This is a genomic window from Streptomyces sp. NPDC005803, assembly GCF_040630435.1.
GTDB lineage: Bacteria > Actinomycetota > Actinomycetes > Streptomycetales > Streptomycetaceae > Streptomyces.
Window position 1 is genome coordinate 86,015 of sequence record NZ_JBEXXO010000012.1, and the last position, 14,919, is coordinate 100,933.

Genomic DNA, 14,919 nt, shown 5'->3' on the forward strand with positions numbered 1-14,919 from the left:
CGCCGTGGTGCCGATTCGTCTCGAATCCGTTCTGCCGGCATGGCCGGGAACAGGGGCTTGTTCATGCACCCAGCACACTGCGCACAGCTCTCTCTGCACGGCGTCACCAAGCGTTACGGCGATCGCACCGTGCTCCACAACGTCTCGTTCAGCCTCGCGCCCGGTGAGAAGGCCGGAGTCATCGGTGACAACGGGGCGGGCAAGTCCACCCTGCTCCGTCTCCTCGCGGGCGCGGAACGGCCCGACGCGGGCGAGGTGTCCGTCGTCGCTCCCGGTGGGACGGGGTACCTCGCCCAGGCCCTCGGGGCGGCTGACGGGGCCACGGTCCAGGACGCCGTAGACGTGGCACTGGGGGAGCTCCGCGCCCTCGAAACCCAGCTCCGCCGGGCGGAGTCCGCGCTGGCCGGAGCACCGCCCGGCCCGGAACTGGAGGCGGCCCTCGCCGCCTACGCGCGCCTGATCGAGCAGTACGAGGCGCGCGACGGCTACGACGCCGACACGCGGGTGGACGCCGCGATGCACGGACTCGGACTGCCGTGGCTGTCCCGGGACCGGCCGCTGCGGACACTCTCCGGCGGTGAGCGCTCACGGCTGTCGCTGGCGGCGACCCTCGCGTCCCGTCCCGAACTGCTGCTGCTGGACGAGCCGACCAACGATCTCGACGACCGGGCGGTCGGCTGGCTGGAGGACCATCTGCGGGCCCACCGCGGAACGGTCGTCGCCGTCACCCATGACCGGGTGTTCCTGGAACGGATCGCCACCACGGTCCTGGAGGTCGACGGCGGCGGCGTCTCACGCCACGGCAACGGCTACGCGGGATACCGCACGGCCAAGGCCGCCGAACGCCGGCGGCGCCAGGAGCGGTACGACGAGTGGCGGGCCGCGCTCGACCGCGGCCGCCGGCTGTCCGCGTCCAACGCCGTCCGCCTGGACGCCATCCCGCGCAAGCTGACCAAGCCGGGCTCCGGGGCCGGCGCGTTCCGTGCGCGCGGCCGGGCCCACGGCGCGATGAGCCGCATCCGCAACGCCAAGGAGCGGGTCGAGCGGCTCACCGCGAACCCGGTCGCACCGCCGCCCGACCCGCTGTCCTTCACGGCCCGGATCGCCACCGCGGGCGCTCCTTCAGGGGCTCCGGCCGCGGCCCTGGACGACGTGGTCGTCGAGGGCCGGCTGAAGGTGCCGGAGCTGCGCGTCGGCCCGTCCGAACGGTTGCTGGTCACCGGACCCAACGGCGCCGGCAAGAGCACCCTGCTGCGGGTCCTGGCCGGCGAACTCCGTCCGGACGCGGGCACGGTGGGGGTCGCCGGCCGGGCGGGGCACCTGCGGCAGGAGGAGACGCCCTGGCCACCGGGCCTGTCCGTACTGGGGGCGTTCGCCCACGGCCGCACCGGAGACCGGGACGAGCACGCCGACCGGCTGCTGTCGCTCGGCCTGTTCGAGCCGGACGTCCTGCGGCTGCGCGTCGGGGACCTCTCGTACGGCCAGCGGCGCCGCATCGAACTCGCCCGGCTGGTCAGCGAGCCGGTGGACCTGCTCCTGCTGGACGAGCCGACCAATCACCTCTCGCCCGCGCTCGTGGAGGAACTGGAGGCGGCGCTCGCCGGCTACGCGGGCGCGCTGGTGCTGGTCACCCACGACCGCCGGATGCGGGCCCGGTTCACCGGCAGCCGGCTGGAGCTGAGGGAGGGAACCGTCACCGGCGCGGCGTGATCACGGGCTGCCCGCGCCTTCGGCGGCGAGCCACCGGCGCTCGCGGCCCGGGCCGGAAAACGAAAAGGCAAGGAGCGAACCCGCTCCCTGCCACTCTCAAGGTATAGCCCACCGGGGGGCTTGCGGCAAGGCCCCCCGGGGGCCGCAGAATGATCGGCCTCGGCCAGGACCTGCGGGAATGCGCGGGTCCACGCCTCCTGTGCGCTGTTGTCGCCCAGGGGCGCCCGGCCGTCGGACCGGCGGAGCACCGGCGGACGGGCGGGTGGACGAGCAACCGGACCGCGCGGAGCGGCCGGCCCGAATCCGATCTGCTGAATGGGCGTTTCGATGATGGACGTGATCGTGGTCGGCGGCGGACCGACCGGCTTGATGCTGGCCGCCGAGCTGCGGCTGCACGACGTGCACGTGGTCGTACTGGAGAAACTGACCGGACCGACGGGGGAGTCCCGCGGGCAGGGGCTGCACGCGCGCAGCGTCGAGATGCTGGATCAGCGCGGCCTGCTGGACCGGTTCCTGGCGGTGAGTGAGAAGTTCCAGGTGGGCGGTCTCTTCGGCGGTATCGCCACGGCGTGGCCGGAGCGGCTGGACACGGCTCACCCGTACGGCGTCGCCACTCCGCAGCCGGTCACGGAGCGGCTGCTGGAGGAGCGCGCGGTGGAACTCGGCACCGAGATCCGGCGCGGCTGCGAAGTGGTGGGGGTGAGCCAGGACGAGGCCGGGGTGACCGTCGAACTGGCGGACGGCACACGGCTGCGCTCGCGCTACCTCGTCGGGTGCGACGGAGGCCGCAGCGCGGTGCGCAAGCTGGTCGGCGTCGGCTTTCCCGGGGAGCCCGCCACGGTCGAGACCCTGCTGGGAGAGATGGAGGTGGCCGAGGACCCGGAGAAGGTCGCCGCCGTGGTCGCGGAGGTCCGCAGGACCCAGCTGCGGTTCGGCGTCAGCCCTCCGGTGGACGGGGTGTGCCGCGTGGTCGTGCCTGCCGAGGGGGTCGCCGAGGACCGTACGGCCCCGCCGACGCTGGAGGATTTCAAGCAGCGGCTGCGGGCCGTCGCGGGCACCGACTTCGGGGTGCGCTCACCGCGCTGGATGTCCCGGTTCGGCGATGCCACCCGCCAGGCCGAGCGCTACCGCGTGGGGCGGGTGCTGCTGGCCGGCGACGCGGCGCACATCCATCCGCCGACGGGCGGGCAGGGCCTCAACCTCGGCGTCCAGGACGCGTTCAACCTCGGCTGGAAGCTGGCCGCCACCGTCCAGGGGTGGGCGCCGGAGGGTCTGCTGGACAGCTATCACGCCGAGCGCCACCCGGTCGGCTCCGCCGTGCTGGACAACACCCGCGCGCAGATCACGCTGCTGGGGACCGACCCGGGTGCGACCGCGCTGCGGGCGCTGTTCACGAAGCTGATGGGCTTCGAGGAAGTGAACCGGTACGTGACCGGGATGATCACCGCGGTCGACATCCGCTACGACTTCGGCGAGGGCCACGAACTGCTCGGCCGGCGGATGCGGGACGTGGAGCTGAAGGGCGGGCGGCGCCTCTACTCGCTGATGCACCAGGGGCGCGGGCTGCTCCTCGACCGGACCGGCCGGCTCTCGGTGGAGGGCTGGACCGACCGGGTCGACCACGTCGTCGACGCCGTTGAGGATGTGGACGTCGCCGCGGTGCTGCTGCGCCCGGACGGCCACGTGGCGTGGGCCGGTGACGACCAGCGGGCCCTGCTGGACCGGCTGCCCCGGTGGTTCGGCGCCGCCGCCCACTGAGTGCGCCACCCACGGGCGGTGTGTCCCGCCCCGGCGCCCGGAGAGGGCGGGGGCGGGACACCGTCGGGTTGCGGCGCCGGGTCAGGAGGCGACGAAACGCGCGATCTGGCCCAGGACGACGGTGTCCGCCAGGTACCCGATGTGGGTCTGGCAGAGCACGTTGTTGTTCGTCGCGCCGCTCAGCCGGGTGCTGGTGTACGGAAGGATGACGCCGTCGCACGCCGAGTACCAGGTGGCGTACCTGGTGTCACCCGGCGTCTCGTCGCCCGCGCTGATCTGGGAGATGAAGGACGAGCCCGGGTACATCTGCTGACAGGTCGTGTAGATCAGGCAGGCGCCGGCGAAGGTGGTCCCGTGGTTCGCGCCCGCGATGGAGGCGAGGTGGCTGACGCTGGTGTTGCCGCCCAGCACCTTCAGGTAGTACTGGCTGACGAGGCCGCCCATCGAGTGGTTGACGATCGCGACCTTGCTCGCGCCGGTCCGGGCCTTCACGTTGTTGACGAAGGAGGCGAGGCCCTGGGCGTTGGTGACGTTGTTGCCGTAGGAGTTGTACTCGTAGGCGAAGAGCTTGGAGCTCGACCAGCCGTTGAGCTGGAACACGCTCATGGCGGTGACCCAGTTCGAGGCGTTGCCGGTGTACCCGTGGACGAAGACGACCGGGGTGCTGGTCGACAGGGGCGTCACGGCTGCCGCGGCGGCGGACTTCGCGGCGGGTGCACGGTCGGCAGCGCCGGCCGTCGACGTCGAGCCGAACAGGGTGAACGCGACTGTGACGGCCGCGAGAACGCCGAGAAGCCGGCGGGGTGAACGACGACGCATGGGAGCGCTCCTGACAGGGGTGTGGGGATGCGGGGACGCAGATGCCTGCTCGGTTCAGGGTCGGGGCGCGCGGGGCGGGCGGCATCGGTGATTTCACCGGTGTTCACGAGCGGCCGGGGCCGGACGCACCCGGCGGATCGCGCGGGCCGGCGCCGGGTGGCACCCACGGACCGCCCGTCTCGCAGGGACGAGGAGGACGCCCCTGCCCGGACGCCCGTGCCCGCCGACGTGCGCGCCGCCCGAGCCGGACGCGCTCAGCACGAGCAGCGTCATCGCGATCGCGTAGACCCCGTCCGACAACGCCACGAGCCGCTCCGGGCTCCCCGCCCCCACCGGGCTCGGCCGGCACGTCCCCGCTCACCTTGGCCATGGCGCCAACCCGACCGACGTTCTACGCCCGCCCCGCGGGCCACGCCTCCGGATCACCCGCGCCCCCCGGCCCCTGATCCGAACGGCCCGGCGAGGAGGGGGTGTGCGCTGTCGTACCTCCGGAGCGACAGGGGACCGGCCAGACGCCGCAGGGCCCCTGGAACGCTGAGCCCCGGCTGACGCCGCCGGATGATCGCAACTCTTTGCATAAAAGTGCAGGGATGCGTATAGTCATGCCATCAACGAGGAGGGTTTCGATGGTGGTACGCGCAGCGGTGGCAGGGGCGAGCGGATACGCCGGCGGGGAACTGCTCCGCCTTCTGCTGGTCCACCCCGAGGTCGAGATCGGGGCCCTTACGGCGAACTCCAACGCGGGTCAGCCGCTCGGCGCCCTGCAGCCGCATCTGCGACCGCTGGCCGGCCGGGTGCTCCAGCCGACCACACCCGAGGTGCTCGCCGGGCACGACGTGGTCTTCCTCGCCCTGCCGCACGGGCAGTCGGCCGCCGTGGCGGAGCAGCTCGGCGACGAGGTGCTCGTGGTCGACATGGGAGCCGACTTCCGGCTCGAGGACGCCGCTGACTGGGAGAAGTTCTACGGCTCGCCGCACGCCGGGACCTGGCCCTACGGTCTGCCCGAGCTGCCCGGCCGACGGGCCGCGTTGGCGGGGAGCAGGCGCATCGCGGTGCCCGGCTGCTACCCGACCGCCGTGTCGCTGGCGCTCTTCCCGGCGTACGCGGCCGGCCTCGCCGAGCCCGAGGCCGTGATCGTCGCCGCCTCCGGCACCTCGGGCGCGGGCAAGGCGGCCAAGCCGCATCTGCTCGGCTCCGAGGTGATGGGCAACATGTCGCCGTACGGCGTCGGCGGTGTCCACCGGCACACGCCGGAGATGATCCAGAACCTCAGTGCCGCCGCCGGTGAACCGGTCACCGTGTCCTTCACCCCGACCCTGGCGCCGATGCCCCGCGGCATCCTCGCCACGTGCAGCGCGAAGGCGAAGCCCGGCGTGAGCGCCGAGTCGCTGCGCGCCGCGTACGAGAAGGCCTACGCCGACGAGCCGTTCGTCGATCTGCTTCCCGAGGGCCAGTGGCCCGCGACCGCCGCCGTGTACGGCTCCAACGCCGTGCAGATCCAGGTCGCGTACGACGAGGCGGCCGGCCGCGTCATCGTGATCAGCGCCATCGACAACCTCGCCAAGGGCACCGCGGGCGGCGCCCTGCAGAGCATGAACATCGCCCTCGGACTTCCCGAGGACACCGGACTTTCCACGATCGGAGTGGCACCGTGAGCGTCACGGCAGCACAGGGATTCACCGCGGCGGGCATCGCCGCGGGGATCAAGGACAGCGGCAACCCGGACCTGGCCCTCGTGGTCAACAACGGTCCGCGTCGCGCCGCCGCGGGCGTCTTCACCTCCAACCGTGTCAAGGCCGCTCCCGTCCTGTGGTCGGAGCAGGTCCTCAAGGGCGGCGAGGTCACCGCCGTCGTCCTCAACTCCGGCGGCGCCAACGCCTGTACGGGACCGCAGGGCTTCCAGGACACCCACGCCACCGCCGAGAAGGCGGCCGAGGTGCTCGAAGGCCACAGCGCCGGTGAGATCGCCGTCGCCTCGACCGGGCTCATCGGTCTGCCCCTGCCCATGGACAAGCTGCTGCCCGGCATCGAGAAGGCCGCGGCCGCCCTGAGCGAGCACGGTGGCGAGAAGGCCGCCATCGCCATCAAGACCACCGACACCGTCCACAAGACGGCCGTCGCGGGCGGCGAGGGCTGGACCGTCGGCGGCATGGCCAAGGGCGCGGGCATGCTCGCCCCCGGCCTGGCCACGATGCTCGTCGTCCTCACCACCGACGCCGACGTCGCGGCCCCCGCGCTCGACGCCGCACTGCGCGACGCGACCCGGACCACCTTCGACCGGGTCGACTCCGACGGCTGTATGTCCACCAACGACACCGTGCTGCTGCTGGCCTCGGGGGCCAGCGGAATCACCCCGGAGCAGGGGGAGTTCGCCGAGGCCGTACGGGCCGTCTGCGACGACCTCGCCCGGCAGCTGATCGGTGACGCGGAGGGCGCTTCCAAGGACATCCGGATCGAGGTCGTGAACGCCGCGAGCGAGGACGACGCCGTGGAGGTGGGCCGCTCCATCGCCCGTAACAACCTCCTCAAGTGCGCCATCCACGGCGAGGACCCCAACTGGGGCCGGGTGCTGTCCGCCATCGGCACGACGAAGGCCGCCTTCGAGCCGGACCTTCTGAACGTCGCCATCAACAACGTCTGGGTCTGCAAGAACGGCGCGGTCGGCGAGGACCGCGATCTCGTCGACATGCGCTACCGGGAGGTCAAGATCACCGCGGACCTCTCCGCGGGCGCCGAGTCGGCCGTCATCTGGGCCAACGACCTCACCGCGGACTACGTCCACGAGAACAGCGCGTACAGCTCATGACCGCCGCGCGGAAGCACACCGCACTCCCGAAGGCGCAGATCCTCATCGAGGCACTGCCCTGGCTGACCCGGCACAACGGCAAGACCGTCGTCATCAAGTTCGGCGGCAACGCCATGATCGACGAAGAGCTGAAGGCGGCCTTCGCCCAGGACGTCGTGTTCCTGCGCCACGCCGGCCTCAAGCCCGTCGTCGTGCACGGCGGCGGGCCCCAGATCAGCGCCCAGCTCGACAAGCAGGGCCTCGTCAGCGAGTTCAAGGCCGGGCTCCGCGTCACCACGCCCGAGGCGATGGACGTCGTACGGATGGTGCTCGCCGGCCAGGTCCAGCGCGAGCTCGTCGGGTTGCTCAACCAGCACGGCCCGCTCGCCGTCGGCATGACCGGCGAGGACGCGCACACCATCACCGCGACCCAGCACCGCCCGCTGATCGACGGCGAGGCCGTCGACATCGGCCGGGTCGGCGAGATCACCGCGATCGACACCGGGGCCATCCAGGCGCTGCTGGACGACGGCCGCATCCCGGTCATCTCCTCCATCGCCCGTTCGGCGGAGGACAACCACGTCTACAACGTCAACGCCGACACCGCGGCCGCCGCACTCGCCGCCGCGCTGAACGCGGAGACGCTGATGGTCCTGACCGACGTCGAGGGCCTCTACGAGGACTGGCCCCACAGCGACGACGTGATCAGCCGCCTCACCGCCACCGAACTGGAGAAGCTCCTGCCGGAACTCTCCAGCGGCATGGTGCCCAAGATGCAGGGCTGCCTGCACGCCGTGCGCAACGGCGTGGAGACCGCCCGGGTCATCGACGGCCGGGTCCAGCACTCGATCCTGCTGGAGATCTTCACCGACGAGGGAATCGGCACGATGGTCGTGCCCGACGCAGCCGGAACACAGGGGGAGTCATGAGCAACCAGGAACTCGTCCAGCGCTGGCAGCACGCGCTGATGGACAACTACGGCACCCCTCGACTGCCCCTCGTCCGCGGCGAAGGCGCCCACGTGTGGGACGCCGACGGCACCCGGTACCTCGACTTCGTCGGCGGCATCGCGGTGAACGCGCTGGGCCACGCCCATCCCGCGGTCGTCGAGGCGGTCTCCACCCAGATCGCCTCCCTCGGCCACGTCTCCAACCTCTTCGTCGCCGAGCCGCCCGTCGCCCTCGCCGAACGGCTGCTCCAGCTCTTCGGCCGCACGGGCAAGGTCTACTTCTCCAACTCGGGCGCCGAGGCCAACGAAGCCGCGTTCAAGATCGGCCGGCTGACCGGCCGCACCCACATGGTCGCCACCGACGGCGGTTTCCACGGCCGGACCATGGGGGCTCTCGCCCTGACCGGCCAGCCCGCGAAGCGCGAGCCGTTCGTCCCGCTGCCCGGTGACGTCACGCACGTCCCGTACGGGGACGCCGAGGCGCTGCGGGCCGCGGTGACCACCGACACCGCTCTGGTGATCATCGAGCCGGTGCAGGGCGAGAACGGTGTGGTCGTGCCGCCGAAGGGCTACCTGGAGGCCGCCCGGGAGATCACCCGGGCCACCGGTACCCTCCTCGTCCTCGACGAGGTGCAGACCGGCGTCGGCCGGTGCGGCACCTGGTTCGAGCACCAGGCCCACCAGGGCGTGGAGCCCGATCTGGTCACGCTCGCCAAGGGGCTGGGCGGCGGACTGCCGATCGGAGCCACGGTGGCGTTCGGTGCGGCAGCCGATCTGCTCGGACCCGGCCAGCACGGCACGACGTTCGGCGGCAACCCGATCGCCTGCGCCGCCGGTCTCGCGGTCCTGGACACCCTGGCCGCCGACGGGGCGCTGGACACCGTGAAGCGGCTCGGCGAGCAGATCCGCGACGGCGTGGAGGGTCTGGGCCACCCGCTGGTCTCCCACGTCCGCGGCTCCGGCCTGCTGCTGGGTATCGTGCTCACCGAGCCCCTCGCACCCCAGGTGCAGCAGGCGGCTCAGGGAGCCGGACTCCTGGTCAACGCGCCCGCCCCCGATGTCGTACGGCTGATGCCGCCGCTGATCATCGGTGAGGCGGAGGTCGACGCGTTCCTCCAGGCGCTGCCGGGCGCCCTCGACGCGGCTTACGGGGACGGACGATCCGGAGAGGGACACACCGGAGAATGAGGCGACGACGATGACCGAGGCGCAGGATTCCGAGCACGGTGGGCCGTCCGTGCCGCAGACCCGCACCGCACGCCACCGCCGGATCGTGGACATCCTGAACCGGCAGCCGGTGCGCTCGCAGAGCCAGTTGGCCAAGCTCCTCGCGGACGACGGGCTGAGCGTCACCCAGGCCACGCTCTCCCGGGACCTGGACGAACTCGGTGCGGTGAAGATCCGCAACACCGGCGGCGAGCTGATCTACGCGGTGCCGAGCGAGGGCGGATTCCGTACCCCGCAGGCCCCGCTGGGCGGCTCGGCCAAGGAGGAGCGGATGCGCCGCCTCTCCTCCGAACTGCTGATCTCGGCGGAGGCCTCGGCCAACCTCGTGGTGCTGCGCACGCCCCCGGGCGCCGCCCAGTTCCTCGCCTCGGCGATCGACCAGGCCGAGCTGCACGACATCCTCGGCACCATCGCCGGCGACGACACGCTCATGCTGATCAGCCGCGACCCGGCCGGCGGGCAGGCGCTCGCCGACCATCTGCTGAGGCTCGCGCAGAACGAGCGCTGACGTCAGTAGCGGATGATCGCGGTCGGGCCCGAGCGGGTCCCGATCGCGAGATGCGGACGGCGGGCCGGATCGGCCCAGGCCAGGATCCGGTCCATCGCGGCCGCCGGAACGGAGACGCAGCCGGCGGTCGCTCCGCGTCCGTTGACGTGGAGAAAGATCCCGGCACCCCGGCCCCGTACCGGCCGGTGGTAGTTGTACCCGACGACCAGCGCCCGGGCGTACTGCGCCGGGTACGTGATCAGGTGCTCGGCCTCGGCGGCCCGGCAGTCGGCGGGGCGGGGCTCCACCCACCGGTTGTAGGCACGCGCCGCGTTGTCCTGGCACCACCACGACCGGTCGTTGACCCGGCGGTACGGATAGCGGGTCCCGGGGCGGGCCGCCTCGACCCCGAAGGCGTACGGCAGGTCGTACAGCCCGGTGGGTGTCGTGTGCGTGCCCTGCTTGCGGGAAGCCCCCTCGGCCAGCCCGTTCGCCCCGAAGCGGGCGGGCACCGATCCGGCCGCCACCCAGCGGCCGGCCCGCAGACTCCACCAGGTGACCGTGCCCGTGGTGGACCCGCTCCCGGCCGCCTCGGCCGTGATGAGCTGGCTGCCGCCGCCCGTGTCGGCCATCCGCAGCGGCAGCGCCACCGCCGGGGGACGGGCCCCGACGAGGCCGGCGAGAGAGAGCAGGACCGCACCGGTCACCAGAAGTCCGCGCATGCCCCGGACCGTAGACCGGCTGCCGCGTGACCACCTGCGGGCCTGCTCCGTACGGCCCAGCCGCTCAGGGCGAGGGCGGCATGGCCGGCAACGGGAGCGGCAGCCCCGGCAGGCCGTCGATGCTGCTGGCGATGTACTCCTTCTTCGCGAAGTAGGCGCTGAGCGAGGCGTCGTCCTCCCGCGCGAATCGCTGCGCGTGCAGCGTCCGGTCCTCGTCGTACGACATGAACGGGACGCCGTACCCGCAGGTGTCCCGGATCAGGTCGGCCGTCACCACGATGATCGCCCGCAGCCCGTGCGAGGAGGGGTCCACCCCCTCGAACCGCCCGAGCAGCTCCGGGAACCGGGGGTCGTCACGGAAGACCGGCTCTCCGCGGCCGTGCACCCGCACGATGTTCGGCGGCCCCTGGAAGGCGCACCACATCAGGGTGATGCGGCCGTTCTCGCGCAGATGCGCCACGGTCTCCGCGTTGCTCCCCGCGAAGTCCAGATAGGCCACCCGCTGCTCGTCCAGCACGGTGAACGAGCCACTGACGCCCTTGGGGGAGAGGTTGACCGTGCCCTCCCCGTCGAGCGGCGCGGTCGCCGTGAAGAAGATGCGCTGCTCCTCGATGAAGGCGCGCAGTCGCCCGTCCATGCGTGCGTACGTCTTTCCCATGGCCCGATTATCGGCTGCAACTCCTGGATCGGCGGGAGCATTTCAACCGGTGGGACGGGGCCGGGCGCGCGCAGCCTTCAAGGACGCGCGGCCGGCCGGTCGCCGTGCCGCCGTCAGGGCGTCGTTCCTGGTCCCCCGCGGGGTGCGAGCGCCGACCGTACCGGGGGAGGCGTCACCGGGCACACGCGTGAGCCGCCTGTCGCGTCCCGCCCGGCAGCTTTGACAAAACATACAGAGGACCGCATAGTTATGCCTGATAGTGAGTGCGGCAGTGGCCGCACCGCGGATCGCGCCGTGAGCAGGCATCCGTGTCCGAGCGTGTCGCACGCGCACGGGGAAGCGGTCGCGCGTCCCACCCCCTGGTTCTTCCGAGGAGCACGCAGTGAGCAACGGCAACGGCAACGGCGACGTACGTCTCTGGGGCGCCCGCTTCGCGGACGGTCCGGCCGAGGCGCTGGCCAGGCTGTCCGCGTCCGTCCACTTCGACTGGCGGCTCGCGCCCTACGACATCGCCGGCTCCCGCGCCCACGCACGCGTCCTCAACAAGGCCGGCCTGCTCACCGAGGACGAGCTGGAGCGGATGACCGCAGGGCTCGACCAGCTGGAAGCCGATGTCGCCGACGGCTCCTTCACCGGCACCATCGCCGACGAGGACGTCCACACCGCCCTGGAGCGCGGGCTGCTGGAGCGGCTCGGCCCCGACCTCGGCGGCAAGCTGCGCGCCGGACGGTCCCGCAACGACCAGATCGCCACGCTCTTCCGGATGTACCTGCGCGACCACGCCCGCATCATCGGCGGCCTGATCGCCGAGCTCCAGGACGCCCTCGTCGGCCTGGCCGAGGCCCACCCGGACGTGGCCATGCCCGGCCGCACGCACCTCCAGCACGCCCAGCCGGTGCTCTTCGCCCACCACGTCCTGGCCCATGTGCAGTCCCTGTCCCGGGACGCGGAGCGGCTGCGTCAGTGGGACGAGCGGACCGCGGTCTCCCCCTACGGTTCCGGCGCGCTCGCCGGCTCCTCGCTCGGCCTCGATCCGGAGGCGGTCGCCGCCGACCTCGGCTTCGAGCGCGGTTCGGTGGGCAACTCCATCGACGGCACGGCCTCGCGGGACTTCGTCGCCGAGTTCGCGTTCGTCACCGCGATGATCGGCGTCAACCTCTCCCGGATCGCCGAGGAGATCATCATCTGGAACACGAAGGAGTTCTCCTTCGTCACCCTGCACGACGCCTTCTCCACCGGCTCCTCGATCATGCCGCAGAAGAAGAACCCCGACATCGCCGAACTGGCCCGGGGCAAGTCGGGACGGCTCATCGGCAACCTGACCGGCCTCATGGCCACGCTCAAGGCCCTGCCGCTCGCGTACAACCGCGACCTCCAGGAGGACAAGGAGCCCGTCTTCGACTCCTGCGACCAGCTCGAAGTCCTGCTCCCCGCCTTCACCGGCATGATGGCCACCCTCACCGTCAACCGCGCGCGGATGGAGGAACTGGCCCCGGCCGGCTTCTCGCTCGCCACGGACATCGCCGAGTGGCTGGTCAAGAAGGGCGTGCCGTTCCGGGTCGCCCACGAGGTCGCGGGCGAGTGCGTCAAGGAGTGCGAGAGCCACGGCATCGAGCTCGACGAGCTGACCGACGAGCAGTTCGCGAAGATCTCCGAGCACCTCACGCCCGAGGTCCGCACGGTCCTCAACGTGGCCGGTGCGCTCGCCTCCCGCGACGGCCGCGGCGGCACGGCCCCCTCGGCCGTCGCCGTCCAGCTGGCCGAGGTCAAGGCGGACCTGGCGACGCAGCACGCCTGGGCGGCGGCCCGCGAGTAGCCGGACGGGCATCGCGGGCTACGTTGGGGGTAGCCGAGATTCCTGCCCACGACGAGGAGCCCGCGATGCCGTTCGCCCGACTGACCACAGCGACCACCCCGACCGCCCACATCGGGCTCGGCCTGGCAGCGGTCGGCAGGCCCGGCTACATCAACCTCCACCGTGACCGCGACCTGCCCGGCGAGCGCACCGTCGACGCGCTGCGCGCCCGTACCCACGAACTGCTCGACGCGGCCTACGCGCAGGGCGTCCGCTACTTCGACGCCGCCCGCTCCTACGGCCGCTCCGAGGAGTTCCTCGGCGACTGGCTGACCGCCCGGCCCGAGGTCCGCGACGTCGTCATCGGCTCCAAGTGGGGCTACACCTACACCGCCGACTGGAGCGTCGACGCCGAGGCGCACGAGGTCAAGGACCACACCCTCGGTACGTTTCTGCGCCAGCGCGCCGAGAGCGCCGCTCTGCTCGGCGACCGGCTCGACCTCTACCAGATCCACTCGGTGACCCCCGACAGCCCCGCGCTCACCGACAAGGAACTGCACGCCCGGCTCGCCGCGCTCGCCGCCGACGGGGTCAGCGTCGGGCTCTCCACCAGCGGACCGGCCCAGGCCGACGCCATCCGGGCCGCCCTCGCCGTCACGGTGGACGGCGAACCCCTCTTCCGCACGGTCCAGGCCACCTACAACGCCCTGGAGACCTCCGCCGGACCCGCGCTCGCCGAGGCCCACGCCGCCGGGCTCACCGTCATCGTCAAGGAGGCCATGGCCAACGGCCGGCTGGCCGGCACGGAGGCCCCGGCCGTGATGCGGGAGATCGCCGACGAAGAAGGCCTGGGGAGCGACGCGGTGGCGCTGGCGCTGGTGCTGCACCAGCCGTGGGCCGGGGTCGTGCTCTCCGGTGCGGCGACCGTGGGCCAGCTCTCCGGAAACCTCCACGCGGCGGTCCTCGATCTCGACGACGAGCGCAGGGCCGGGCTGGCCGCGCTGGTGGAGGAGCCGGAGGCGTACTGGCGGCATCGCGCGTCGCTCCCGTGGAGCTGAGCCCTTCCCGCACTCCCGTCACATCCGAGGGACCTGGTGCGTCAGGGTGGTGACGGCACACGACGCAGGAGGACGGCTGTGGACGGATACGAGTTCCTGGCGGCGCGCTTCGAGGAGAACCGGGCCCATCTCAAGGCCGTGGCCTACCGGATGCTCGGCTCCGACGGCGAGGCGGAGGACGCGGTCCAGGAGGCCTGGATCCGGCTCGGCCGCTCCGACAGCGCGGCGATCGACAACCTGGGCGGCTGGCTGACCACCGTGGTCGGCCGGGTCTGTCTGGACATGCTGCGCTCGCGCCGCTCCCGCCGCGAGGAGTTCCTGGAGACCGGCACGCCGGAAGGCCAGGCCCTCGGCCCGCAGCCGGACGCCGACCCGGAGCACCAGGCGCTGATGGCCGACTCGGTGGGCCTCGCGCTGCTCGTCGTGCTGGAGACGCTGGACCCGGCCGAGCGCCTGGCCTTCGTGCTGCACGACATGTTCGCGGTGCCCTTCGACGAGATCGCCCGGATCGTGGACCGCACCCCGGCCGCCGCCCGGCAGCTCGCCAGCCGGGCCCGCCGCCGGGTGCGGGGCGCCGACCCGGTGCCCGACCCCGGCGCCGCCCGCCGGCGCGAGGTCGTCGACGCCTTCCTCTCCGCCGCCCGCAGCGGCGACTTCGACGCGCTCGTGACCGTGCTCGACCCGGATGTCGTGGCCCGGTCCGAGGACGCGGCCTCGCTCGTGCGCGGCGCCGCGAACGTGGCCCGCCAGGCGCTCATGTTCGCCCCGTTCGCCCGGTCGGCGCGGTTCGCGCTGGTGGACGGCGCCCCGGCCGTCGTCTCGACGGGCGAGGGGCGCAACTTCTCCGTCATGCGGTTCACGATCGAGCGCGGGAAGGTCGTCGAACTCTTCGTGATCAACGACCCGGCGCAGCTGCCCGGACTCGACCTGGTGCTCCTCGACGACTGAGCG

14 protein-coding genes are annotated in these 14,919 nt (G+C 72.4%); 10 read left to right on the forward strand and 4 right to left on the reverse strand.

The genetic code is table 11. From position 1 onward, the window contains the following. Positions 1-63: 63 nt before the first annotated feature. Both ABZ454_RS18610 and rox read left to right on the forward strand, forming a co-directional pair. On the forward strand, positions 64-1,710 hold the full coding sequence (locus ABZ454_RS18610; protein WP_359539221.1) for a TlrC/CarA/OleB/SrmB family ABC-F type ribosomal protection protein: 1,647 nt from the start codon (positions 64-66) through the stop codon (positions 1,708-1,710). A 327-nt stretch (positions 1,711-2,037) separates the two neighbouring features. Further along, positions 2,038-3,468: a rifampin monooxygenase gene (gene rox / locus ABZ454_RS18615; RefSeq protein ID WP_359539409.1), complete on the forward strand. Its 1,431-nt coding sequence runs from the start codon at positions 2,038-2,040 to the stop codon at positions 3,466-3,468. Positions 3,469-3,549: 81 nt separating this feature from the next. Here the strand turns inward: rox and ABZ454_RS18620 are convergent, their stop codons facing one another. After that, on the reverse strand, positions 3,550-4,287 hold the full coding sequence (locus tag ABZ454_RS18620) for an alpha/beta fold hydrolase (RefSeq protein WP_359539223.1): 738 nt from the start codon (positions 4,285-4,287) through the stop codon (positions 3,550-3,552). A gap of 93 nt (positions 4,288-4,380) precedes the next feature. Further along, positions 4,381-4,620 carry a TMEM175 family protein gene (locus ABZ454_RS18625; protein WP_359539226.1) on the reverse strand — a complete coding sequence of 80 codons (240 nt, stop codon included), beginning with the start codon at positions 4,618-4,620 and terminating at the stop codon, positions 4,381-4,383. A 293-nt stretch (positions 4,621-4,913) separates the two neighbouring features. Between ABZ454_RS18625 and argC the strand changes: the two genes are divergently transcribed. From argC to ABZ454_RS18650, 5 genes are read left to right on the forward strand one after another with little or no spacing between them, the layout of a single operon-like run. Next, entirely contained in the window at positions 4,914-5,942 is a 1,029-nt protein-coding gene (gene argC / locus ABZ454_RS18630) for an N-acetyl-gamma-glutamyl-phosphate reductase (protein WP_356317333.1), read from the forward strand. Beyond that, entirely contained in the window at positions 5,939-7,093 is a 1,155-nt protein-coding gene (argJ, locus tag ABZ454_RS18635; protein ID WP_359539229.1) for a bifunctional glutamate N-acetyltransferase/amino-acid acetyltransferase ArgJ, read from the forward strand. Before argC ends, argJ begins: the two co-directional genes overlap by 4 nt. Then, positions 7,090-8,001, forward strand: coding sequence for an acetylglutamate kinase (gene argB, locus ABZ454_RS18640; RefSeq protein WP_356317329.1), 912 nt, complete (start codon positions 7,090-7,092; stop codon positions 7,999-8,001). Before argJ ends, argB begins: the two co-directional genes overlap by 4 nt. After that, a complete protein-coding gene (locus ABZ454_RS18645) occupies positions 7,998-9,209 on the forward strand; it encodes an acetylornithine transaminase (protein ID WP_359539232.1) in 1,212 nt (403 codons plus the stop codon). The genes argB and ABZ454_RS18645 overlap by 4 nt, the downstream gene beginning before the upstream one ends. 10 nt (positions 9,210-9,219) lie before the next feature. Beyond that, entirely contained in the window at positions 9,220-9,756 is a 537-nt protein-coding gene (locus ABZ454_RS18650; protein WP_356317325.1) for an arginine repressor, read from the forward strand. A 2-nt stretch (positions 9,757-9,758) separates the two neighbouring features. Here the strand turns inward: ABZ454_RS18650 and ABZ454_RS18655 are convergent, their stop codons facing one another. Both ABZ454_RS18655 and ABZ454_RS18660 read right to left on the reverse strand, forming a co-directional pair. Then, complete coding sequence (locus ABZ454_RS18655; protein WP_359539234.1) at positions 9,759-10,457, reverse strand: L,D-transpeptidase family protein; 699 nt, start codon at positions 10,455-10,457, stop codon at positions 9,759-9,761. A gap of 64 nt (positions 10,458-10,521) precedes the next feature. After that, entirely contained in the window at positions 10,522-11,115 is a 594-nt protein-coding gene (locus ABZ454_RS18660; protein WP_359539236.1) for a pyridoxamine 5'-phosphate oxidase family protein, read from the reverse strand. Positions 11,116-11,497: 382 nt separating this feature from the next. Here ABZ454_RS18660 and argH point away from each other — a divergent pair, with 382 nt between their 5' ends. The 3 genes from argH (at position 11,498) to ABZ454_RS18675 (ending at position 14,916) form a co-directional block, all read left to right on the forward strand. Further along, positions 11,498-12,931, forward strand: a complete 1,434-nt coding sequence (gene argH, locus ABZ454_RS18665; protein ID WP_359539239.1) for an argininosuccinate lyase — start codon at positions 11,498-11,500, stop codon at positions 12,929-12,931. A 65-nt stretch (positions 12,932-12,996) separates the two neighbouring features. Then, complete coding sequence (locus ABZ454_RS18670) at positions 12,997-13,968, forward strand: aldo/keto reductase (protein WP_359539245.1); 972 nt, start codon at positions 12,997-12,999, stop codon at positions 13,966-13,968. A gap of 78 nt (positions 13,969-14,046) precedes the next feature. Further along, the gene (locus ABZ454_RS18675) at positions 14,047-14,916 is read left to right on the forward strand and encodes a sigma-70 family RNA polymerase sigma factor (RefSeq protein WP_359539248.1); all 870 of its coding nucleotides are present in this window, start codon (positions 14,047-14,049) and stop codon (positions 14,914-14,916) included. Positions 14,917-14,919: the final 3 nt, after the last annotated feature.